We start from the raw sequence: 22,257 nt of genomic DNA, 5'->3' as shown, positions 1-22,257 counted from the left end.
AACGCTACTCGGCCGCCGCGCGGATGCCGGACGGCGTGTCGGGAAAGGCGCAAACAACCGTGGTGCCCTTATCCCTGCCGGTCTCGATGCGGACGCTGCCGCCATGCAGTTCGACAAAGCTCTTGACGATCGACAGGCCAAGCCCGGCGCCACGGCGGCGGCCACCATTGGTGCGCGGCTCGAAGCGCCGGAACACTGAGTCAAGCAGGTCCGGCGGCATGCCGGGGCCGTCATCGTGAACGGAAAATTCCACGCCGTCGGCAAGTTGGCGGCAGGCGAGCGTTATGGTGCTCGCCTCCGGTGCGTAATTGGCGGCATTGCTGAGCAGATTGTAGAGGATCTGGCGGACGCGGGTCTCGTCGCCGTGGAAGGTTTTCGGCGCGGCCGCCGCGTCGATCCTGAGCTTGATCGCATGTTCCTCCAGCCGGTCGGCGACCAGTTCGGCGGCAGCCGTAATGGTTCGATCGATGTGAACTTCGGAAATGTCGAGTTCCATGATGCCGGCATCCACCGTCGCCAGGTCGAGGATGTCGTTGACGATGGTGAGCAGGACCGAGGAGGACGAGCCGACATGCCCGATATATTCGCGTTGCTTCTGGTTCAGCGGACCAGTCGACGGCAGTGAAAGAAGCTCGGTAAAGCCGATGATGTTGGTGAGTGGCGAGCGAAGCTCATAGGAGACGTGCTGCACGAATTCGTTCTTGATCTGGTCGGACTTTTGCAGCGCCTCATTCTTGTCCTTCAGCGCCCGCTCGACATTGACGCTGTCAGTAACGTCGACGAAGGTCATCATCACCTGGCCGTTGGGCAAAGGGATGACGGCGTAGCGCAAAACGGTGCCGTTGTTCAATTCGGTTTGGCCGTGGCGGTCGCGGCGCTCGTCGTCGAAGCCGGTGATGGCGGCAACGAACCCGCCCCACGGACTGTCGACGGCACGGCGGTCGCAAAGGTCGCGGATCGTCGAGACATGGACGTTGGGTTTTGAGGCATCGGCATCCAGCCCCCACAATGCCGCGAACGCCGGGTTCGACAGTCTCAGCCTGCCGTCGGGGCCGAACACAGCGACGCCTTCGGCGAGGTTGTCGAGCGTCTCGCCCTGGACCCGGACGGCGGTCTGGTAGCGGCTTTCAAGGTCCATCTTCTCGGTCAGGTTCTCGAACACCCAGGTGACGCCGCCCTTGGGCTGCGGATTGGCGACGACGCGAATGGTCTTGCCGTCCGGCAGATGCCACCAATGCTCCTGCGATTCAACCGCGCGGTAAGCGCCGAGCAGGCTCTCTTTCCAGCGCCGCCATTCGGGCTGCTCGGCGATCTTGCCTTCGCTGCGCAGGCGGTCGAGCAGCAAGGCGTTGTCCGGCGCGCTGTGCAGGAAGCCGCTGTCGAGGCCCCATAGTTTCTGGAACGCCTGATTGAAAAACCGCAATTTCTCGTCGGTGTCGAAAATCGCCACGGCGGTGTTGAGCTGATCGAGCGTGTCGGCGTGGCTCTGCATGGTCCGCTCATATTCGGCGCGAATGGCCTCGATAGCGCTGATGTCGCAGGCAAGACCAGCCGAACCATCCGCTCCGGCAAAATCGGTCACGGCAAACATACGGCGGTCGCCCTCGATGACCGTGGAGAGCGTCTGTTCAAAGACCGCGCGCGACTTGTGCTGCGCAGCGATCGTGTCGCGCGCCTGGCCGCCGAGGAATTCCTTGCCATCGCGGACCGCCGCTTCGGCATTCTCGGCCTCGACCGCTTCGGCATAGGCGCGGTTGACCCATTTCAGCCGCCCGTCGACAGTACGCAGCCATGACGGCATCTTGAGCGCATCCAGAAGACCGATCAGCGTCTCATGGTCGGCGGTTAAGCGCTGGTTCTCGATCTTCAGCCTGGCCTGGCTTCGCTGTGTCTCCGAAAGCGAGACGAAGCGAACCAGCACATGCGCCGCACTCTTGCGACCGTGAACCTCGAGCGGCTGGCCGGCCTGCGATTCGATGACCAGATCGAACGGCTTTGCCTTGTCCCGCAGTGCCGCGACGGCATGTTCGAGTGCAGCCGCCGAACGCGGCATCAGCCAGCGGCCGAAAGCCAGGAAGGCCGCCCGGTCCTCCGGCGCGCCGCTCTCGATCGGCAATGTCCCGACAAGCTCGGGCTTCTTGTTCTCGGCCGCCCATACCACCACGCGCTGATCGCGGGAATGGAGCAGCGCCTCCGAGCGCTGCAGCGCGGCATTGACGTCGGCGATACGGGTCCTGAGCTCGGCATTTTCCGCCGCGGTGCGCGCCCGTTCGCGGATCAGAAAGATGGCCGACAGCAATGCCGCCCCCATGACGCCGACGAACATGGCGAGTTGCATGACCTCGACCGTGCTGACCGACAGCCCGGCCTTTTGCGCCACGCGGGTTTGGGCATGTGCAGTAAAGCCAAGCAGCGGACCAACCAGCGCGGAAGAAGCAAGCAGCACCCCGACACGGCTGCCGGCGCGCCATAGAAGGCTGCCGCCTCTGGCAGCGGAGCCCGTGATCGAATCGTTATGGCCGCCGGAAACGGCCTGTCCCGCGCAAGGCGGGTTATCCCCCGGCATGTCTTGGTCCTCTTCGCCGCCTGAATGCAAGACCGCCCTGATGCGTGCGCCCGGGCCTCGTCCCCGGACCGCGAATCAGCACCATAGCGCTTGCGCGAATCGGCGTGAAGAATCAATCAGCGCAAAAATAAAGCCGGGCGAAAAGTCAATCGCCCGGCTTCAATATCTAGTGGCAAGTTTCGCCGTGGTTAATAGCGGTAGTGTTCCGGCTTGAACGGTCCCTGCGGAGTGACGCCGATATAGGCGGCCTGTTCGCCGGACAGTTCGGTCAGGCGGGCACCGAGCTTGTCGAGATGCAGGCGCGCGACCTTTTCGTCGAGATGCTTCGGCAGGACATAAACTTGGTTCTCGTACTGGCCGGGCTTGGTGTACAGCTCGATCTGGGCCAACACCTGATTGGTGAAGGACGCCGACATGACGAAGCTCGGGTGGCCGGTAGCGTTGCCGAGGTTGAGCAGGCGGCCTTCCGACAAAAGGATCATCCGCTTGCCGTCCGGGAAGGTGATCATATCCACCTGAGGCTTGATGTTGGTCCATTTCAGGTTGCGCAGCGAGGCCACCTGGATCTCGTTGTCGAAGTGACCGATGTTGCCGACGATCACCATGTCCTTCATCAGGCGCATGTGGTCGAGGGTAACGACGTCCTTGTTGCCGGTGGTGGTGATGACGATGTCGGCCGTCGGCGCCGCGTCTTCGAGCGTGACCACCTCGAAACCGTCCATCGCCGCCTGCAGCGCGCAGATCGGATCGACCTCGGTGACCTTGACGCGGGCGCCGGCGCCCTTGAGCGAAGCCGACGAGCCCTTGCCGACGTCGCCATAGCCGCAGACAACCGCGACCTTGCCAGCCATCATCGTGTCGGTGCCGCGGCGAATGCCGTCGACAAGCGATTCCTTGCAGCCATATTTGTTGTCGAATTTCGACTTGGTGACGGAATCATTGACGTTGATCGCCGGGAACGGCAGCAAGCCTTTTTTCTGCAACTGATAGAGCCGGTTGACGCCGGTCGTCGTCTCTTCGGTGACGCCGCGGATCGCTTCCTTCTGCTTGGTGAAGAAGCCGGGCGATGCCTGCATGCGCTTCTTGATCTGGGCAAACAGGATCTCTTCCTCTTCGCTGCCCGGATTGGACAGCACATCCTCGCCGGCCTCGGCGCGGGCGCCGATCAGGATGTACATGGTGGCATCGCCACCGTCGTCGAGGATCATGTTGGAGGTGCCGCCATCGGCCCACTGGAAGATCTTGTCGGTGTAGACCCAATAGTCCTCCAGCGTCTCGCCCTTGACGGCAAACACCGGAATTCCGGCCTCGGCAATGGCCGCCGCAGCGTGGTCCTGGGTCGAGAAGATGTTGCAGGAAGCCCAGCGGATGTCGGCGCCGAGCGCTTTCAGCGTTTCGATCAGCACCGCCGTCTGGATGGTCATGTGCAGCGAACCGGTGATGCGCGCGCCCTTGAGCGGCTTCTTGTCGCCGAATTCCTCGCGGCAGGCCATCAGGCCGGGCATTTCGGTTTCGGCGATCTCGATCTCCTTGCGGCCCCAGCCGGCAAGCGCGATGTCAGCGACCACATAGTCCTTGCTACCCGTCATGGCAGTGCTCCGATGCGAATTGATTGCGGGACGCGCCCGCCCCGAAGGCATTTCGGAGGGCGCGAGTTGCCGGCCTGACTAGCAGATCGGGAGTGGGACGACAATGGGATATAAAGAAATCTTTATCCGTGCATGTCTTCAGCGGCGGCGGCCATGAGAGCGCGCAGAAGGGGTGCTGTCCAAGGTGGCCGTCCCTCAGACCTCAGATCGGCAACACTTTCAAAGCCGGAAACAAAAACCCGCCTCGGCGGGCGGGTCTTCGGGGCCAATTGGCACCATAGCGAAATTAATAGCATAGCTGCCGGCACAAAGCAAGAACAAAATACGCGACGGTCGCGCAAAAATGCGATTTCCTTCACCGCCGCAAGGTTGCGCCCGAACATGCCGTAGCAGGTGCCGTCGGCGAAGCCGTCAGCACTCCTCGCCGAAACGGGAAGCAACCAGTTGCTCCAGCGCATCGATGACCTCTTCGGCCTCCGGGCCGGTGGCGGTGACGCGTATCGAATAGCCGGGGCTCGCCGCCAGCATCATCAGGCCCATGATCGAGGTGCCGCCGACCTTGACGCCGTCCTTCTCGACCTGGACCGTGGCGTTGAAGCCGCTGGCGATTTGAACGAACTTGGCCGAGGCGCGCGCATGCAGGCCGCGCTGGTTGACGATTGGAAAGTCGCGAACGATCTTGTCCTTTTCCAGCAACAGCGCGCTCATTTGCTGCTCAGGAGTTGACTGGCGACATTGATGTATTTGCGGCCGGCAGCCTGCGCCTCATCCAGCGCGGCCGTCATGTTGTCGCCCTTGCGAACGCTGGACAGCTTGATCAGCATCGGCAGGTTCATGCCGGCAATGACCTCGATACGCCCGGATTCCATCACGGAAATGGCGAGGTTAGAGGGCGTGCCGCCGAACATGTCGGTCAAAACGATGACGCCTGATCCCGTATCGACGCGGCCGACTGCCTCGATAATGTCGCGGCGGCGCTGTTCCATATCGTCGTCGGCACCGATCGCCACGGTCTCGAAATTGTCTTGTGGCCCAACGACATGTTCCACGGCATTGCGGAACTCGGCGGCCAGTTGACCGTGCGTTACAAGCACGAGTCCGATCATTCTTTGGTGGCTCCCGTCATCGCCGCTTCACAGGCGCATTTTATGCTCGCCGACCGTTCCAGGTGGCGGGAGCGCTATCTTGTCGACGCAAGGCCCGTTGACAAGCCCAAAATTGCGCCGGCCCAAGCCAATTTGACGCATTGCAGCAAAAAATCGAAATCGGATCACAGGAAAGGCGCAATCGACAGGCGCGACATCACTGCCGGCAAGGCCGCCGCTACATTGCGCCCGGCAAGATCGATGCACGGCACTGGTACGCCGACAACGAGTTCGCAGCAGTCTTCCTGGAAGCGGGCCATTTTGCCGGCTGGCACCAGCCGGATAATGAGGTCGATCACGCAGCTTGGCTCGAACCGTATCGGTTTGGGGCCGAATCCCGGCACCTCGACGAGGCCGGCTATGCTGGCTGGTGCGCGGCAGACCAGCCGCCCGTCGCAATCTGCAGCATAGAGCTGGTCATCGCCGATCAGCCGGGAAAACAGCCCACGCTGGCTGCAATGATCGATCAAGGCGAGCGCCAGCGTCGTCTTGCCCAAGCCGGACGGTCCGGTAATGAGAATGCCGCGATCCCCTATCAGGATCGCGGTGCCGTGAATGTTTTCAGGCTGCACAATAGGACCAGGCGTGATTGGAATTCATCCGTCAGCCTTCCGCCGGCAGCGTCACCACGAAGCGCGCGCCCTTGATCTCGCCAGGCTTGGTGCCCGGGATGTTCTCGGCGCTCAGCGTGCCGCCATGGGCTTCAACGATCTGCCTGGATATCGACAGGCCAAGGCCCGAGTTCTGACCGAACGCCTCGCCGGCCGGCCGATCGGTATAGAACCGCTCGAAAATGCGGTCGATGTTATCGGCACGGATACCGGGTCCATTGTCGTCGATGGTGACGATGTTGAACTTGCCGGCGCGCGCCAGCGATATGGTGATGTGGCCACGTTCCTCGGGAACGAACGAGCGGGCATTCTCGATCAGGTTGGTGATCACCTGGCCGATCCTCAGATCATGACCGACGACGAAGTAGCCTTTCACGCCCTGCGGCAGTTTGGCGACCTTGAATTCGATCTCGACCGCCTTCTTGTTGCGCGTGGCCTCGCGCGAGACGGCGACCAGATCGGTGATGAACTTCTTGAGGTCGACGGTTCCTGCATCTTCCCGCGCCAGTTCGGCATCGAGACGGGAGGCATCGGAAATATCGGTGATGAGACGGTCAAGCCGCCTCACATCGTGCTGGATGATATCCATCAGCCGGCTGCGCGAATTGTCGTTCCTGGCCAGCGGCAATGTCTCCACCGCGCTGCGCAGCGAGGTAAGCGGGTTCTTCAACTCGTGCGAGACATCCGCGGCAAAACTTTCGATCGCCTCGATGCGGGCGTAGAGCGCATTGGTCATGTCGCGCACGGCGATCGACAGATTGCCGATCTCGTCCTGGCGGTCGGAGAAGTCGGGGATTTCCTCGCGGTTCTTGACGCCGCGGCGAACCCTGACCGCCGCCGCGGAAAGCCGGCGCAGCGGGTTGGCGATGGTGGAGGCCAGCAGCATCGACAGGATGGCGGTAACCAGGGCGGCAATGCCGAATACGCGCAGGATCGCCTTGCGCTCGGCCGCGACGATCTTGTCGATGTCGCCGCCTTCGGTCGACAGCATCAACACGCCGAGAACGGCACGGAAGCGCTGGATCGGTACCGCCACTGAAACGATCTGCTCGCCCTGCTCCGAGATCCGCACGATCGTCGACGGACTGCCGGTAAGCGCCTTGACCACTTCCGGAAACGCGGCGCCGTTGCCACCTGGCTGCTCGCGATAGACAGGCAGCTGCTTGTTGCGAAAGAAATCAAAGACGAATTTCTGGATGCGCTCCAGAAGGTCCGGCTGCTCCTCTTCGACCGGCGGCAGGTCGTAGCGAAGGATCTGGCCGCGCGAATAGAGATGGCGGGAATCGAGCAGCAGGTTGGCGTCGCGGTCGTAAATGCGGGCGCGTGTGCGCGTCGGCGAGATCAACCGCCTGAGCACCGGCGCCACGCGCTCCGGATTGATCGGGAAATCGAGGTTGTCGAGCTGATCGGAGCCCGGGCCGAGGCTTTCGCCGGCCTGCAACTCGAGCAGCTTCTCCGGATCGATGCTGATCGAATCGGTCTCGACCGTCGCCGAGGCGGCGATCGCGCCGGCGATGATCTCGCCTTGAGTCATCAGGCTCTCGACACGGGCGTCGATCAGCCCGTCGCGAAAGGTATTGAGATAGAGAATGCCGGTGACCAGGACGGCAAGGCCGGCAAGGTTGAGAAAGAGGATACGCCGCGTCAGGCTGGAAAAGATGTGATGGCCGAGAAACCGGCGCATCGGCACCGTAATTTTCGACACGAAGGCGGGCAGAATCCGCGGCGGGCGCCTGGCGGCGCCCGACCGTCTCACTCGCTCTACTTGCACTGCCATCGAATAGCAGCTCCCGCTCGACTCAAGCTTCGCGGAACCGATATCCGACTCCGTAAAGGGTTTCGATCATTTCGAAGTCATCATCAACGGCCTTGAACTTTTTGCGCAGCCGCTTGATGTGACTGTCGATGGTGCGGTCATCGACATAGACCTGCTCATCATAAGCCGAATCCATCAGCGCATCACGGCTTTTTACGACCCCCGGACGCTGTGCCAGCGAATGCAGGATGAGGAACTCGGTGACGGTAAGCGTCACCGGCTCGCCCTTCCAGGTGCAGGTGTGGCGCTCCTGGTCCATGACAAGCTGGCCGCGCTCAAGCGACCGGGCCTGCTGGTTGGGCGCCTTGGCCGCCGCCTCCCGGGTGCTGGCGCGGCGCAGCACGGCGCGGACGCGCTCCACCAGAAGACGCTGCGAGAAGGGTTTGCGGATGAAGTCGTCGGCGCCCATCTTGAGGCCGAACAGTTCATCGATCTCATCGTCCTTGGAGGTCAGGAAGATCACCGGCAGGTCGGATTTCTGACGCATCCGGCGCAGCAACTCCATGCCGTCCATGCGCGGCATCTTGATGTCGAGGATGGCGAGGTTCGGCGGGCGCGCCGCCAGTCCCTCCAGCGCCGATGTCCCATCCGTGTAGGTTTCGACCCGATAACCCTCGGATTCGAGGGCGATCGAAACCGAAGTGAGAATGTTGCGATCGTCGTCGACAAGCGCGATTGTTGCCATTTCAAGCGGCTCCCTCATGAGCTGTCCCTTCTTTCGTCGAGAAGGGGCTTTTGCAGGACAAATTAGGTACAAAATGTGGCACAGGCTGTATCCGCTGTCACGCGCGGCATGTCGACGGCTACAATTGTACCTCGATATGGATTGGACGAATGAACATCGCCAATCCTTTGGGCAACCATCAGTGTTTTTGCACATATAAACGATTTAAACAACTTTCAAAATATTTAAATCGATTAATGATTTGATATCATTCGCCTTTTCTGGTTTTGACGTTTTTAGCTCCTGCAATGGGGGTTCCGGAATTCGCCGGTAAAGACGCGGTAAATCGAAGAAGGGACACCCATGTCGGAAGCCGGCAAACGCAATCCTGCATGTGCAATCGATCGCATCGGCCTGAGAACCACGGGCGTGGTGCGCTATAATTTCGGCGCGGCCGCGCTCTACGAGGAGGCAATCCGCCGTGGCGAGGCCCGACTCACCGCGCATGGCGCGCTTGCCGCCGAGACCGGGCAGCACACCGGCCGCTCGCCCAGGGACAAATTCGTGGTGCGCGACGAAAGCACCGCGCCGCATATATGGTGGGACAACAACAAAGCGATTTCGCCGATCCAGTTCGATACGCTGCTTGCCGATTTTCGCGCCCACGCGGCTGGAAAGGACCTTTATGTGCAGGACCTGGTCGGCGGCGCCGACGAGGAACTGAAGCTGCCGACCAGGGTGATCACGGAGCTTGCCTGGCACTCCTTGTTCATCCGCAATCTGCTCATCCGACCGGCCGCCGCCGAACTCGAGCATTTCATGCCCGATTTGACGATCATCGACCTGCCGTCGTTCCGCGCCGATCCCGCCCGCCACGGCACGCGCGGCGAAACGGTGATTGCCGTCGATCTTTCGCACATGATCGTGTTGATCGGCGGTACCTCGTATGCCGGCGAGATGAAGAAGTCGGTGTTCACCGTGCTCAACTATCTGCTGCCGGCAAAAGGTGTGATGCCGATGCACTGCTCGGCCAATGAAGGGCCCGTCGGCGACGCGGCCGTTTTCTTCGGCCTTTCCGGGACCGGCAAGACGACGTTGTCGGCCGACCCGTCGCGCACGCTGGTCGGCGACGACGAGCATGGCTGGGGACCGCACGGCATCTTCAATTTCGAGGGCGGCTGCTATGCCAAGACGATCAAGCTTTCGGCCGAAGCCGAGCCGGAGATCTTCGCCACCACCCAGCGCTTCGGCACGGTGCTGGAGAATGTGGCGCTCGACGCAGGCCGCGTGCCGGATTTCGACGACGGCGGGCTGACCGAAAACACACGCTGCGCCTACCCGCTCCACTTCATCCCCAACGCCAGCAAGACGGGGCGCGCCAGCCACCCGAAGAACATCATCATGCTGACCGCCGACGCATTCGGTGTGATGCCGCCGATCGCGCGGCTGACCCCGGCGCAGGCCATGTACCATTTCCTCTCCGGCTATACCGCCAAGGTGGCGGGGACCGAGAAGGGTGTTACGGAACCCGAAGCGACATTTTCGACATGCTTCGGCGCACCGTTCATGCCGCGGCATCCGTCGGTATACGGCAATCTGTTGCGCGAGCTCATCGCCCGCCACGGCGTCGATTGCTGGCTGGTCAACACCGGCTGGACCGGCGGCGCCTACGGCACCGGCAAGCGAATGCCGATCAAAGCAACACGGGCGCTGCTTGCGGCGGCGCTCGACGGCTCGCTAAAAGCGGCCGACTTCCGCACCGACGCCAATTTCGGTTTCGACGTACCGGTGACGGTTGCCGGCGTCGACCGCGCCATTCTCGACCCTAGATCGACCTGGATCGACAAGCCCGCCTACGACCGGCAGGCGGCAAGGCTGGTCGGCATGTTCGTCGACAATTTCGAGAAATTCGAAGCCCATGTCGACGCCACGGTGCTCGGCGCCGCACCACGCATGCAGGTAGCGGCTGAATAGCCGTCGCCCCTGGTGATGCTTCAAGGCCCGGCTTCGATCGGGCCTTTTCTTTTTTCGCCTGCCGCGCCATGAGTGCGGCATGAACGCCGACGACAAGATCATCATTACCGACGATGCGGTGATTAATCCGGGCGACCTGCACGAGGACTTCATCCGTTCGTCCGGCCCGGGCGGCCAGAACGTCAACAAGGTGGCGACGGCAGTGCAATTGCGCTTCGATGCCGCCAATGCGGCTGGCCTGTCGGAGCGGGTGCGCGAACGGACCATCAAGCTTGCCGGCCAGCGCGCCACCAAGGACGGCGTCATCGTCATTGAAGCCGGACGCTTCCGCACCCAGGAGCAGAACCGGGCGAACGCCCGGGCGCGGCTGACGGCACTGGTCGCCAAGGCCGCCGAACCACCACCACCGCCGCGCAAGAAGACCAGGCCGTCCAAAGGCGCGGTCGAAAGACGGCTCAAGAGCAAGGCCGGGCGCGGCTCGATCAAGAAACTGCGCGGCCGGGTCGGGGATGAGTGACAGCCGAAGCGGCTTCGGATCTCAGATCGCCGGTTAAAGCGCGCAGCCACCGTCGGAGGCGGCTTTCGGGTCGCCGTTTTCATTTGACGGTGGCATTCTGATTTCTCCAGACCAACGGATTAAGCGACGCGATGCTCGTACTGCCCAAAGGCGTCCGCCATATGCCCGGCTACCTGTCGCGCGCCATGCAGGAAGTGCTGGTGGAAGATATCAGGCAGGTCGTGCAGAACGCGCCGCTGTTCGTGCCGGCGATGCCGCGTACCGGCAAGGAGATGAGCGTGCGCATGACCAATTGCGGTCCGCTGGGCTGGGTCACCGACAAGGAGCACGGCTATCGCTACCAGCCGACCCACCCGGTGACCGGAAGGCCTTGGCCGCCGATCCCGGAGATGCTGCTCGAACTGTGGCGGGATGTATCTGCCTATGCGCACCCGCCGGAAGCCTGCCTGGTCAATTTCTATTCGCAGGATGCCAAGATGGGTCTTCACCAGGACCGCGACGAGAGCGATTTCTCCGCGCCCGTCGTCTCGGTGTCGCTCGGCGACGATTGCCTGTTCCGGGTCGGCCAGACGACGCGCGACGGCGCCACCAAATCGTTCAGGCTGAGGAGCGGCGACGTCGTCGTGCTTGGCGGCGAAGGGCGGCTCTGCTTTCACGGCGTCGACCGTATCTACCCGTCGACCTCGGCATTGCTCAGGAGTGGCGGCCGCATCAATCTGACGCTGCGACGGGTGACGATGCCGAAATAGGCTGTTCGGGTGGCCGGGGGCCCGGGCGGACATAATCGTCGCGCAGATAGATGCGCTCGGTCTCGTCCTCGATAAGAATGCGGTAGTGCGCCAGGATGGCGTCAAAGCCAAAATGCCCCATCAGTTGGCTTGTCCACATCGTGTTGTTTTTCTTGAAGACGACGATATCCGGGCGCAGACGCACGAACTCTTCGCGTTTGCTTTCGACGTAGCGCGCCATGATGGCTTGGTAACGCATGGCTTCGGCGGTGTCACCCGAGAGAGCTGCCTGCCGGGACAGGGAAAGTGCGAACGCTCCAAGCCAATCGCTGACGTGGGTCGAAACGAACTGCCCATCGATCATACGGTTCAACGGATGTCCCGAGGAAATATCCGAACTGACCAACGCTACGGTCGGCCGATCGGTGGCGGCGCGAATTGCGGCAACCAGCGTCGGCCCTGGTTTCTGGGTGCTCCAATACGGCAAGAAAGCGATTGCCACCGCCGCCAATGCCCAAGCTCGCGAAGGAGCCGTCACGAACGTCAACAGCTTCGACGGCTGCTGCACGATCCTGGGCAGTGCCAGCAGGCAGAAAATGGCTGCCACAGCGCAAAAGATCGCGGGATAGGCATGATAAGACCAGCCTTTGGCTTGGTAGAACAGGGGAAACATGCCAGCGATCGATGCCGCCAACGCAACCGCCGCCAGCTCTGGAAACCGTCTGGCAGGCCACAGCCACCAGATCAGGAAGACAAGGAAACACCACGAGAAACCGTAGCCGATCACAATCGGCCAAAAGATGCCGATCTTTGCATAAACGTCCGCCAAGAGGGGATAGATGTCGCGCACGAATTCCGGATGGATCAGCGTGACCGTGCTGAGATAGACAACGCAGATGCCACCAATGACCCAGTGTTCCAGGGCGAAGATCGATTTCAGACTGCGCCGGCGCACTGCAACGACCAGCGCCGGCGCCAACACCATGATCGCATAGTAGGGCTTGACCAGCAGCAGAATGCTGCCCGACAGGCCGGCGAGTACGGCGAGCCTGGGGTCTGGTTGGGCAGCTGCATCTCTGCGCGCGCGCCAGGCATGAAGCGCAAGCAGCGGCATAAAAAGTGCCATGCCGATATGCTCCCGCTCGCTGAAGGCATTTCCGGGGAAGACCACCAACATTGCGCAAAACGCTGGCCCCAGTGCAAACAATGATGCAGTTTCGGTGAAACCCGCACGCTTGACGATCACGCCCGAGAGCGAAAGTCCGATAAGCACGGCAAGGTATGTCCAGGCCTCAACCAGGATTTCCGGGGCGGTGCCCAGCAATCTGGCCGCAGCCACTGGCGGCAGATAGAGCCAGACGCTGAATGGGGGATTGGTCTCGTAGATTTGCGAGTAAAGCCGCTCACCGGACAGCATACGCTCGCAGACCGTGATCAGCCAGCTAGTGTCGGGAACAGTCCCCCAACGTCGCTGCCAGAAGATCGAGAAGACGGTGACTGCGGCAATGGCCAGGACATTGCGGCTAGGAAGCAGCGACGCCGCAATATCCCTGTCGCGCCAGCGGCTCAAGCCGCCAATGTCGTTCGAGACGCTCATGCTGTTGCACCGAGGCTCTCGAGATCGAGCCATATGTCGTCCAGCGGAGCGATTGGATCCAGCCGTGTCATGGGTTTCCGGGGGCTCCAGCTCAATCGGTTTGGAGCGGCGCAGGCGCCGTGTAACGCAGATAGACAGTGATTTCCGGCTCGGCGTGCAGCAGACAATAGTCGGCCAAGGCGACCTGGATCCGCTTGTCCTGCAGCATCAGGGCAGTCCACGCGGGCGAGCCTGACAGCACGATATCGGGCTTCTTCGCTGATATCTCGGCGGCGTTTTCGCCGATCACCCGATCGCGGATGCTTTCAAGTTCCGGTCTCCGTTCGAGATCGCCCGTGACGCGGGCGAGCGTGTCCGCGTTGGAGACCGCCCAGGCGCTCGGATGGCGTGATATGAACCTGCCGCCGACCAGCCTGGCGAGGGGATGGGCAACCTGCATCTGGTCGGCAATCGACATGATGGTCGGGGTTTCGACCGTTGCGCGGATCGCGGCGACAGACCGGGCGATCGGGCCGTTATCCGTCGTCAGCGCCGCGTACTGTGCCCTGACCGCTATTTGCAGCACCAGCACGCAGCCGAAGATCAGGGCGCCCTTGCGAACGAAGCCTGCACTGCCGAATGTGCCGAACCGCACAAGCTGGATGCCAAATGCAAGTGTCGCAACAACGACCATCGGCAGCGCGTGATTGGGCCAACCCTTGCCCATGACAATGAAGGCCGGAATGAACCCCAAGGCGGTCAGGAGCGGAATCCTGACGTCCCAGTTCGTCTTTCTCAGGCCGCCGGCCGCAAGCACGGTGGCGGCGGCCAGAAGCAGCACCACTTTCGGCCAGTTTGCCAGCATATCGGCGGCAGAGGCCCTCAACGGAAGATAGACCTCCCTGACCAAGGGCAGGACGCCGCTGACGTAAGCGCGGTCGAAGAGCGCGATGGACGCTATATAGGCGGCCACGATCGCAGCGCCCACCAGGTTCTCTGCGACGAAGAGCGGTCTCAGCGACCGCCTTTCAAGCGCAAGACAGAGCGACGGCAACATGAAGGCCAGCACAAAATAGGGCGGCTTGACCATGACCACGACCGCCGCGCCGAAACCCGCGACCATGTGCTCCAGGCGCGAGCCCGCGCTGAAATCCAGGTTCCGCTGACGTGTGCATTGCAACGCCACCCAAGGCAGAATGGCAATCAATGCGAAGTGCTCGCGTTGGCCGAATTGATCCGGCATGAAACACAGGATCAAAAACAGGGCCGCCGCTGCCGCCCACAGCGCATGGGGCTGCCGGTAGACCGGTTCATCGCGCGCGAGAATACGGACGGAACCGAAAAGACTGGCCAGGCTCAGGCAAACGACGCCAAGCGTCAGCCAGAATTCCGCACGTATGCCGGTGAGCTTTTCCAGGAGCATGAATGGCATGTAGAGCCAGATCGAGAAAGGTGGGTTCGTCTCCACGATGTCGGTGTTGAGCCGCTCTCCGCCAAGCAGGCGGTCGCAGACGACCAGAAGCCATGACACGTCGACATTGGTCGGGATTGCAACGGTGGATAGCCAGACGGCGTATGTGACGACCAGGCAGGCCAGCAGCAACGGAGCACCCGCTACGCCCGCAAAGGGCGAGAAGCGGTTGGCGCCGGGCAGCAGTTCATTGAGGGGTCGCGCGCTAGAGACCACGAAACACCCAGCGCCCGAGGACGACATAGTTGATGACCGGCACGGCAATGCAGGTAAGCAGGATCGGGACTGCGGCGGGGATGCCGAGCATCTGGGTCAAAAGCGCCGGCAGGGCGATCGCGACGGCGAGGCCGGAAGCGGTGAGCAGGAGGAAGCGGGGCAGTTCAATCGCGTGGCTGCCGCCCGAGGTGAAGGTGAAATATTTATGGCCGGTGTAGGAGAACAGCGCGGCGACGGCGTAGGCCGCAAACGATGTGAGCGCCGCCGGCAGGGCCGCCGTCGCCTGTCCACGCGACAGCAGGAAAGCGCAAACGGCGTAGATCAGCGTCGACGCAATGCCAATCAGCGCAAAGCGCGATAGTCGACGATACGAGCCGGTGCCCATAACGCGGTCAAGCTGCCAATTTCTCGTCGAGGCGAGCGGTTTCGACGGCGCTGTCCCTGCGGAACACCGCCAGCAGCGAAACGCCGAAGGGCAGGTTTGCATTTGGTATGATGCGGCCTTCCGCCGAAAACACTGCCTTCATCGCCGCATTCAGTGGTTTCGGCGGCGTGGCATGACCGGCTGGCAAGGCCGGCCTGCGCAACCTGTCCACCAGTCGTGCCAGCGCCGCTACCGGGAAGAGCGCGGCATTTGTGTAGCTCAGCCGGTCGATCGCGAAACCAGCCTTTTCAATTCGTTCACGCAGCAGATTGCGTGAATAGCGCCGCATGTGATGCAGCCCAACATCATGCGTGCTCCACAACCATTGGTGTGCTGGCACCGTGAGGACGACGCCGCCGCCCGGCTTCAGCATCTGGCGGATCGCGGCAAGCGACGCCTCGTCTTCGGCGACATGTTCCAGCACGTCGAACAGGCAGACGAGGTCGCAGCTTTGCGGCGCGACAGGAATGTTGTCCGGCAGATGTCCGGCGAGGAAGTCGCGGCCGGTCTTTTCCCAGGCAATCCTGCGCGCGAGATCGCTCATCTCGACTGCCGTCACTGCGCCGAACTGCTCCAGCATCCGGATGTTGCCGCCGGTGCCGGCGCCGATCTCGACGATGCGCGCGTTTTCAGGCAGGCCGATGCTGCGAATGACCGCCTCGGCGATGGCGCGACGCCCGCAGAACCACCAATGCTCGTCTTCGGTGGCGGCCATCTGTCGGTAGGCGTCGATCTCCATCAGCTCATTCCCTCATATTTGCGGCGCACGATGTAGATCGGACGCTGCTTGATCTCGGCGTAGACCCTGCCGAGGTATTGTCCGATGATGCCGATGCCGAGTAACTGGATGCCGCCAAGGAAAAGAACACTGACGAGCAGGGAGGCGTAGCCGGGCACATCAACGCCAAAGATCATTGTCTTGGCGACGATCAGCAGGCCGTAGAGGAACGACAGCGCGGAAATCGTCGCGCCGACATAGGTCCAGATTTCAAGCGGAGCGGTGGAGAAGCTGGTGATGCCTTCGAGCGCGAAGTTCCACAGCTTCCAGCCGGAGAATTTCGACTGGCCGGCGATGCGCTGATCGCGGACATATTCGACGCTTGCGGTACGGAACCCGACCCAGGCGAACAGGCCCTTCATGAAACGACGGCGTTCGGGCAAAGACCGCAGCGCCTGGATGACCTGGCGGTCGATCAAACGGAAGTCGCCGACATCGTGCGGGATCTTCTGCTGCGCGATCCAGTTGTGAACGCGGTAGAACATCGAGGCGGAGCGCTGCTTGAGAAAGCTGTCGCTCGACCGATTGGCTCGCTTGGCCAGAACAACCTCAAAACCCTCGCGCCACTTTTCCACAAGCAGCGGAATGACATGCGGCGGATCCTGCATATCGACATCCATCGGGATCGCTGCATCGGCATCGCAGCTGTCGAGCCCCGCGGTCATCGCGGCTTCCTTGCCGAAATTGCGTGAAAGGTCGATTACGTGGATGCGTGGATCGGTTTGTTGGGCTTCGATCAGCTTTTCGAGCGTCGTATCGCTGCTGCCGTCGTTGACGAAGATGAACTCGAGGGCAACGCCTTTGTCCTTCAGCGGCGCGGTGCTTTCGCATACCGCCTTCAGGAATGGAGCAATTGCGCCTTCCTCATTGTGGACAGGCACGATCAGGGCAATCGTTGCGCCGCCGCTGCCCGGACGTGCGATGCGGTCAGCTGCCGGCCGATCGATGTTTAGGAATGGCGCATTCATTTGTTTGCCGAGCCCGCAGATCAGGCCCGACAATAGAAAGACTGGGTTAAGATGACTTTAAGGAATGTCCTGGGATTTCACAGTTTCCTGAGCGCCACTTCCTCGACCAGATGGTTGGCGCCCTTGCGCAGGATGAGATCGGCTCGGGCGCGGGTCGGCAATATATTCTCGCGCAGATTCTTCAGGTTGATGTTGGTCCACAGGCCCTCGGCGATGGCGCGGGCCGCATCCTCGGAAAGTTGCGAATAGCGGTGAAAGAAGGAGGCCGGGTCGCGGAAGGCGGTTTCGCGCAACCGCATGAAGCGGGCGATATACCAGTGATGGATCAGCGCCTCCTCGGCATCGATGTAGATGGCAAAGTCGAAGAAATCCGACAGGAAAGGCACGATCTTGCCATCCTTCGGCAGCTTGCCCGGCTGCAGGACGTTGATGCCCTCGAAGATCAGGATGTCCGGCCGGTCGATGGTCTGGAACTCGCCCGGGATGACGTCATAGGTCAGGTGCGAATAGACCGGCGCGCGGACGTTGCGCTGCGCCGATTTGATGCCGGACAGGAAGCGCAGCAGCGCGCCGACGTCGTAGCTGTCCGGAAAGCCCTTGCGCTCCATCAGATTGTTGCGGCGCAGGACTTCGTTCGGCAGCAGGAAACCATCGGTGGTGACCAGGTCGACCTTGGGACTCGACGGCCAGCGCGCCAGCAGCTCCTTCAGCACGCGCGCCGTGGTCGATTTGCCGACCGCGACGGAACCGGCAATGCCGATGATGAACGGTGTCTTGGCCGCGTCCAGCGCGTTGAAGAAGGCCTGGCGCTGCCTGAACAGGAGTTGACTGGCTTCGACATGAGCCGACAACAGCCGCGACATCGAAAGATAGATGCGCTCGACCTCGTGGAGATCGACCGGATCGTTCAGCGACCGCAGACGACGGACCTCGTCCTCGGTGAGCGTCATCGGCGTATCGGCGCGGAACCGCGACCATTGCTCGGCCGAGAAGAAACGATAGGGTGAATACTTCTCGGTAGGAGCGAGCTGGTCCATCGAGTTCCTCCGCAGCGATCAGCCCCGGTCCAGCCGAGACGCCTTTTCGGCGATGCCCGAACGACCGGTGCGGCGTTCAAGCTCGTTGAGCACATCGCTCAGCGGAATGTCCGCTATGCCGAGAACGACAAGCCAATGATAGATGAGATCGGCGCTTTCCGAAACAAGCGCGTCCCGGTCGGCGCTGACGGCTGCGATCACCGTTTCGACTGCCTCTTCGCCGAGTTTCTGCGCTGCCTTGCTCATGCCACGCTGAAAGAGCTTGGCCGTCCACGAATCCGGATCGCCGGAACGTGCGCGTTCGCCAATAATCTTCTCCAGATCGGAGAGCGAGAACTCGGTCATGACGGCGTTTACAGCCTCTTCTTAGCCGGAAAGGCTCTAGGACCGATTACCCGGCGAGTCCAGCCGCATCGGCAGTCCGGCCTGAGCCATGTGCAGCTTGGCTTCGGCGATGCTGTAGGTGCCGAAATGGAAGATCGACGCCGCCAGCACCGCGCCGGCATGGCCGTCGCGAATGCCTTCGACAAGGTGGTCGAGCGTGCCGACGCCACCGGAAGCGATGACCGGCACGCGTACGGCATCCGCGACCGCGCGGGTAAGGGCTATATCGTAGCCGGCCTTGGTGCCGTCGCGGTCCATCGATGTCAGCAGGATCTCGCCGGCGCCGAGGTCGACCACTCGCCGAGCGAACTCGACGGCGTCGATGCCGGTCTTCTCGCGGCCGCCATGGGTGAATATCTCCCAGCGATCAGCCTCGCTCGCAGCGGACACTTTCTTGGCATCGATGGCGACGACGATGCACTGGTTGCCGAATTTGTCGGCAGCCTCGGCGACAAAATTTGGGGTCTTCACCGCCGCCGTGTTGATCGACACCTTGTCGGCGCCGGCCAGTAGCAGCTTCCTGATGTCGGCGACCTGACGGACGCCACCGCCAACGGTCAGCGGCATGAAACATTGTTCGGCGGTGCGGGCGATGACATCGAAAATGGTCTCGCGGTTTTCCGACGAGGCGGTGATGTCGAGAAAGCAGAGCTCGTCGGCGCCGGCCGCGTCATAGGCTTTTGCCGCTTCGACGGGATCGCCGGCATCGACCAGGTCGACGAAATTGACGCCCTTGACGACACGGCCGTTCTTGACGTCGAGACAGGGGATGACGCGGGCTTTCAGCATCAGATCCTCTCGATCGCCGCAAGAAAGTCGACAAGCAGCTGGCCGACGACGGGCGGAACTTCGGACTGGGAATCAAAGGCCGGGTCGTAGGCCGAGAGCGTCACACCGACAATCGGGATTGACCTGGCCAGTCCGCAGGCAAGCTGCCGCAGCTGTTCCGGACTCGGGCCGCCCGGGTGCGCGTAGCGGTTCACCTGCAGCACATCCGGATCGAGGACATCCAGGTCGAGATGCAGATGCGCCCGCACAGTCCCTGTCGCCGTGAGCTTTCCGATCATATCGAGTGCACCGGCACATTCGGTGCGCACGATCGGCAAAGTTTCCAGCAGTCGCTTTTCGTCGGGATCGAGGTCGCGGGCATCGACCAGCATGCAGCGCGCCGGGTCTATCGGCCAGAACCCCGGAATTGCTGCCGCCATCGGATGCCAGCAGAGCCCGAGCGTCGCCGCCAGCGCCATGCCGTCGAGAAAGCCGTAGGCCGACGTCTCCGGCGTGTTGAGATCGCCATGCTGGTCGATCCAGATGATCGAATCCGCCGCTTCGCCGGCAACCGCACCGGCGGCGGTCAGGCAATTTCCAGCAAGGATAATGGGGAAGCGTCCTCCATCGCGGGCGAGGTTAACCTTGGTCGCGACGGCGTTGCAGACGGCGAAGCCGGTTGCAATTTCGCGCCCCTGCTCGTCTCCGACCTTGCCGATATCTTCGACGGCGACGTCATGGCCAGCCACGGTCAGGGCTTCGACCAGCCCACCGCCGACGATGGCGTCCGGCCCCTGGCCGCACCCTTCGTGATAGTGCCCGCTGTCGTAGGGAGCAACGATAATCGAGACCTTCACGTTTCACACCCTGCCATCGGTTTGCCACGCAGGATCGCCAATGCCTCGGCCGGGTCGATGCGGCCGTCGTAGAGGGCGCGGCCGGAGATCGCGCCTTCGAGCTTGCGGGCATCGGGCATGGTCATGCGCACGATGTCGGCGATCGAGGCGAGCCCGCCCGAGGCGATAACCGGGATCGACACCGCGTCGGCGAGATCGATGGTGGCGTCCCAGTTGATGCCAGTCAGCACACCGTCGCGGTCGATATCGGTGTAGATGATGGCGGCGACGCCGGCACCTTCGAATTTCCTCGCCAGTTCAATGACGCCGAGGCTCGAGGCCTCAGCCCAGCCTTCGACCGCGACCTTACCGCCCTTGGCGTCGATGCCGACAGCGATCTTGCCCGGGAATGCCTTGCAGGCCTGCCTGACCAGATCCGGATCGCGGACCGCCACGGTGCCAAGAATGACGCGGGCCAGCCCACGGTCGAGCCAGTCCTCGATCTGCGCCAGCGTGCGGATGCCGCCGCCGAGCTGCACCGGATTGCTCGTCGCCTTCAGGATGGCGCCGACCGCGGCACTGTTGACGCTCTGGCCCTTGAAGGCGCCGTTGAGGTCGACGACGTGCAACCATTCGAAGCCCTGCTCTTCGAAGACGCGCGCCTGAGCGGCGGGATCGTCATTGTAGATGGTGGCGGTCGCCATGTCGCCATGCCTGAGGCGCACGCATTTGCCGTCCTTGAGGTCTATCGCCGGAAACAGAAACACCTTCAGGCGCCTTCGACGATGACAAAGTGGCCGGTCGAGCCGGCGAGCCTGTACTTCAACGCCTCCTGGTATTCAGGCGAGCCGTAGCATTCCAGCGCCTTTTCATAGGATTCGAATTCCACCAGCACGTGGCGATTGCCTGCCGGTCCTTCCGGGCTGGTGTACCGCCCGGCGCGCACCGGGAACTTCGCGCCGTATTTCGCGAAAGCCGCGGCATTGGCCTCGATATATCGCTTGTAGATCTCGGGATCGCGGACATCGACCATTGCCATCCAATAGCCCTTCTTGCTCATGGTTCAGGGCCTCCAGCCTAGGAAATTGGTGATCAGCGCCAGGCCCAGCGCCTGGCTCTTCTCGGGGTGGAATTGCGTTCCGGCGAGGTTGTCGCGAGCGACAGCGGCCGTTACCGGGCCGCCATAGTCGGCAACCGCCAGCACCTCATCCTCCTTCCGTGCATCGAGATGGTAGGAGTGGACGAAATAGGCGTGCAGTCCCTTGCCACCCGTCGCAATGCCGGAAAACAGCGGATGCTTGCGCTTCAGGTCAATCGTGTTCCAGCCGATCTGCGGGATCTTCAGTGTCGGATCGGCCGGCGTGATCTCCTTGACGTCGCCGGCGACCCAGCCAAAGCCCTTTGTGACGGTCTTTTCCAGGCCTCGCTCCGACATCAGCTGCATGCCGACGCAGATGCCGAGGAACGGCCGAGCCTTGGCGATCGCCACCTCCTCGACCGCTTCCCACATGCCGGCGACCGCACGCAGTCCAGCGGCGCAATCAGCATAGGCACCGACGCCGGGCAGGACGATGCGGTCGGCGGTCCTGACCCGCTCGGCATCGGCGGTGAGTTCGATCGCGGCGGCAATACCGGCTTCATGCGCGGCACGCTCGAAGGCCTTGGTGGCCGAGCGCAGATTGCCCGACCCGTAATCGATGATCGCTACCCTCATCTCAGGGCTTTCCCGGAATATGGTTCAGCCCCAGCGCCAGGCCCATCTGCGCCGACCGGGCATGTGCTGCGTCTGGGACGATGCGTTGCACCGTCGGTTGTTCATCCGACTGAGCATCGGCTTCCAATGCATAGCGGAGGTCTGCGTCGTCGAGCCTGTCGGCCTCGACCACGCCCCATTCATGCCAGCCGCGACGGCGCAGGGCTGCGATCCGCAAGCCCTGCCCTTCCAGTCCGACAAAGAGCATGACAAGCAGGGATAAAAGCGAGCCGGTTGTTTCCAGGTCCAGCCTTTCGCCTAGCATCGAGAGCAGGCCCATGGCGACAAACGCCAATGCCGCCTCGACCCACAGCCGGTGCCAGGCCAGCCACAGCGGCGGCACCAGGAAGCCGAGCCAGGCAAAGCCGTCACGGATAAAGGTAGTGTCCACGCTTTCGCTGCGGCCTGGCGGCTTCATCACGACATAGATGGCCAT

General features: G+C 62.3%; 24 protein-coding genes. 3 read left to right on the top strand and 21 right to left on the bottom strand.

What is annotated here, in order from left to right:
• Positions 1-4: 4 nt before the first annotated feature.
• The 8 genes from NKH49_RS14640 to NKH49_RS14605 form a co-directional block, all read right to left on the bottom strand.
• The gene (locus NKH49_RS14640) at positions 5-2,566 is read right to left on the bottom strand and encodes a sensor histidine kinase (protein WP_352616799.1); all 2,562 of its coding nucleotides are present in this window, start codon (positions 2,564-2,566) and stop codon (positions 5-7) included.
• Between the two features lie 188 nt (positions 2,567-2,754).
• Positions 2,755-4,155, bottom strand: a complete 1,401-nt coding sequence (ahcY, locus tag NKH49_RS14635) for an adenosylhomocysteinase (protein WP_023677552.1) — start codon at positions 4,153-4,155, stop codon at positions 2,755-2,757.
• Between the two features lie 122 nt (positions 4,156-4,277).
• Complete coding sequence (locus NKH49_RS14630) at positions 4,278-4,613, bottom strand: hypothetical protein (RefSeq protein ID WP_352616802.1); 336 nt, start codon at positions 4,611-4,613, stop codon at positions 4,278-4,280.
• Positions 4,567-4,863, bottom strand: a complete 297-nt coding sequence (locus NKH49_RS14625; RefSeq protein ID WP_352926383.1) for an HPr family phosphocarrier protein — start codon at positions 4,861-4,863, stop codon at positions 4,567-4,569. Before NKH49_RS14625 ends, NKH49_RS14630 begins: the two co-directional genes overlap by 47 nt.
• On the bottom strand, positions 4,860-5,261 hold the full coding sequence (locus NKH49_RS14620) for a PTS sugar transporter subunit IIA (RefSeq protein WP_023677550.1): 402 nt from the start codon (positions 5,259-5,261) through the stop codon (positions 4,860-4,862). The genes NKH49_RS14625 and NKH49_RS14620 overlap by 4 nt, the downstream gene beginning before the upstream one ends.
• 164 nt (positions 5,262-5,425) lie before the next feature.
• Complete coding sequence (locus tag NKH49_RS14615) at positions 5,426-5,872, bottom strand: HPr kinase/phosphorylase (protein ID WP_352616805.1); 447 nt, start codon at positions 5,870-5,872, stop codon at positions 5,426-5,428.
• Positions 5,873-5,903: 31 nt separating this feature from the next.
• On the bottom strand, positions 5,904-7,688 hold the full coding sequence (locus NKH49_RS14610; RefSeq protein ID WP_023677548.1) for a sensor histidine kinase: 1,785 nt from the start codon (positions 7,686-7,688) through the stop codon (positions 5,904-5,906).
• 22 nt (positions 7,689-7,710) lie between these two features.
• On the bottom strand, positions 7,711-8,412 hold the full coding sequence (locus tag NKH49_RS14605; protein ID WP_352926380.1) for a response regulator transcription factor: 702 nt from the start codon (positions 8,410-8,412) through the stop codon (positions 7,711-7,713).
• A 342-nt stretch (positions 8,413-8,754) separates the two neighbouring features.
• Here NKH49_RS14605 and NKH49_RS14600 point away from each other — a divergent pair, with 342 nt between their 5' ends.
• The 3 genes from NKH49_RS14600 (at position 8,755) to NKH49_RS14590 (ending at position 11,631) form a co-directional block, all read left to right on the top strand.
• Positions 8,755-10,365 (top strand): phosphoenolpyruvate carboxykinase, encoded by a 1,611-nt coding sequence (locus NKH49_RS14600; protein ID WP_352616808.1) that lies wholly within the window; start codon positions 8,755-8,757, stop codon positions 10,363-10,365.
• Positions 10,366-10,444: 79 nt separating this feature from the next.
• Positions 10,445-10,882 carry an alternative ribosome rescue aminoacyl-tRNA hydrolase ArfB gene (gene arfB, locus NKH49_RS14595; RefSeq protein WP_352616811.1) on the top strand — a complete coding sequence of 146 codons (438 nt, stop codon included), beginning with the start codon at positions 10,445-10,447 and terminating at the stop codon, positions 10,880-10,882.
• 131 nt (positions 10,883-11,013) lie between these two features.
• Positions 11,014-11,631, top strand: coding sequence for an alpha-ketoglutarate-dependent dioxygenase AlkB family protein (locus NKH49_RS14590; RefSeq protein ID WP_352454809.1), 618 nt, complete (start codon positions 11,014-11,016; stop codon positions 11,629-11,631).
• Here the strand turns inward: NKH49_RS14590 and NKH49_RS14585 are convergent.
• The 13 genes from NKH49_RS14585 to NKH49_RS14525 all read right to left on the bottom strand — a co-directional run bounded on the left by NKH49_RS14585 (position 11,594) and on the right by NKH49_RS14525 (position 22,257).
• Positions 11,594-13,207, bottom strand: coding sequence for a hypothetical protein (locus NKH49_RS14585; protein WP_352926375.1), 1,614 nt, complete (start codon positions 13,205-13,207; stop codon positions 11,594-11,596). The two genes, NKH49_RS14590 and NKH49_RS14585, sit on opposite strands and share 38 nt — an antisense overlap.
• A gap of 91 nt (positions 13,208-13,298) precedes the next feature.
• Positions 13,299-14,873, bottom strand: coding sequence for a hypothetical protein (locus tag NKH49_RS14580; protein WP_352616817.1), 1,575 nt, complete (start codon positions 14,871-14,873; stop codon positions 13,299-13,301).
• A complete protein-coding gene (locus NKH49_RS14575) occupies positions 14,863-15,258 on the bottom strand; it encodes a GtrA family protein (RefSeq protein ID WP_352616820.1) in 396 nt (131 codons plus the stop codon). Before NKH49_RS14575 ends, NKH49_RS14580 begins: the two co-directional genes overlap by 11 nt.
• Before the next feature lie 7 nt (positions 15,259-15,265).
• Positions 15,266-16,036, bottom strand: coding sequence for a class I SAM-dependent methyltransferase (locus NKH49_RS14570; RefSeq protein ID WP_352616823.1), 771 nt, complete (start codon positions 16,034-16,036; stop codon positions 15,266-15,268).
• Positions 16,036-17,043: a glycosyltransferase family 2 protein gene (locus NKH49_RS14565; RefSeq protein WP_352454814.1), complete on the bottom strand. Its 1,008-nt coding sequence runs from the start codon at positions 17,041-17,043 to the stop codon at positions 16,036-16,038. The genes NKH49_RS14570 and NKH49_RS14565 overlap by 1 nt, the downstream gene beginning before the upstream one ends.
• Before the next feature lie 77 nt (positions 17,044-17,120).
• A complete protein-coding gene (gene coaA, locus NKH49_RS14560) occupies positions 17,121-18,080 on the bottom strand; it encodes a type I pantothenate kinase (protein WP_352451662.1) in 960 nt (319 codons plus the stop codon).
• Between the two features lie 18 nt (positions 18,081-18,098).
• Positions 18,099-18,425 carry a phosphoribosyl-ATP diphosphatase gene (locus NKH49_RS14555; protein WP_254815934.1) on the bottom strand — a complete coding sequence of 109 codons (327 nt, stop codon included), beginning with the start codon at positions 18,423-18,425 and terminating at the stop codon, positions 18,099-18,101.
• 36 nt (positions 18,426-18,461) lie between these two features.
• Positions 18,462-19,256, bottom strand: coding sequence for an imidazole glycerol phosphate synthase subunit HisF (gene hisF / locus NKH49_RS14550; RefSeq protein WP_023677537.1), 795 nt, complete (start codon positions 19,254-19,256; stop codon positions 18,462-18,464).
• Positions 19,253-20,089, bottom strand: a complete 837-nt coding sequence (locus NKH49_RS14545) for an arginase family protein (RefSeq protein ID WP_352472579.1) — start codon at positions 20,087-20,089, stop codon at positions 19,253-19,255. The genes hisF and NKH49_RS14545 overlap by 4 nt, the downstream gene beginning before the upstream one ends.
• Positions 20,086-20,835 (bottom strand): 1-(5-phosphoribosyl)-5-[(5-phosphoribosylamino)methylideneamino]imidazole-4-carboxamide isomerase, encoded by a 750-nt coding sequence (gene hisA / locus NKH49_RS14540; protein ID WP_352472580.1) that lies wholly within the window; start codon positions 20,833-20,835, stop codon positions 20,086-20,088. Before hisA ends, NKH49_RS14545 begins: the two co-directional genes overlap by 4 nt.
• Positions 20,836-20,837: 2 nt before the next feature.
• The gene (locus NKH49_RS14535) at positions 20,838-21,128 is read right to left on the bottom strand and encodes a DUF1330 domain-containing protein (protein ID WP_352472581.1); all 291 of its coding nucleotides are present in this window, start codon (positions 21,126-21,128) and stop codon (positions 20,838-20,840) included.
• 3 nt (positions 21,129-21,131) lie between these two features.
• Entirely contained in the window at positions 21,132-21,782 is a 651-nt protein-coding gene (gene hisH / locus NKH49_RS14530; protein WP_023677533.1) for an imidazole glycerol phosphate synthase subunit HisH, read from the bottom strand.
• Position 21,783: 1 nt separating this feature from the next.
• Positions 21,784-22,257 (bottom strand): DUF2628 domain-containing protein, encoded by a 474-nt coding sequence (locus NKH49_RS14525; protein WP_352451667.1) that lies wholly within the window; start codon positions 22,255-22,257, stop codon positions 21,784-21,786.

This window comes from Mesorhizobium sp. M1088 (assembly GCF_040318575.1).
Taxonomy (GTDB): Bacteria; Pseudomonadota; Alphaproteobacteria; order Rhizobiales; family Rhizobiaceae; genus Mesorhizobium.
This window is presented reverse-complemented; position numbering and strand designations above follow the sequence as displayed.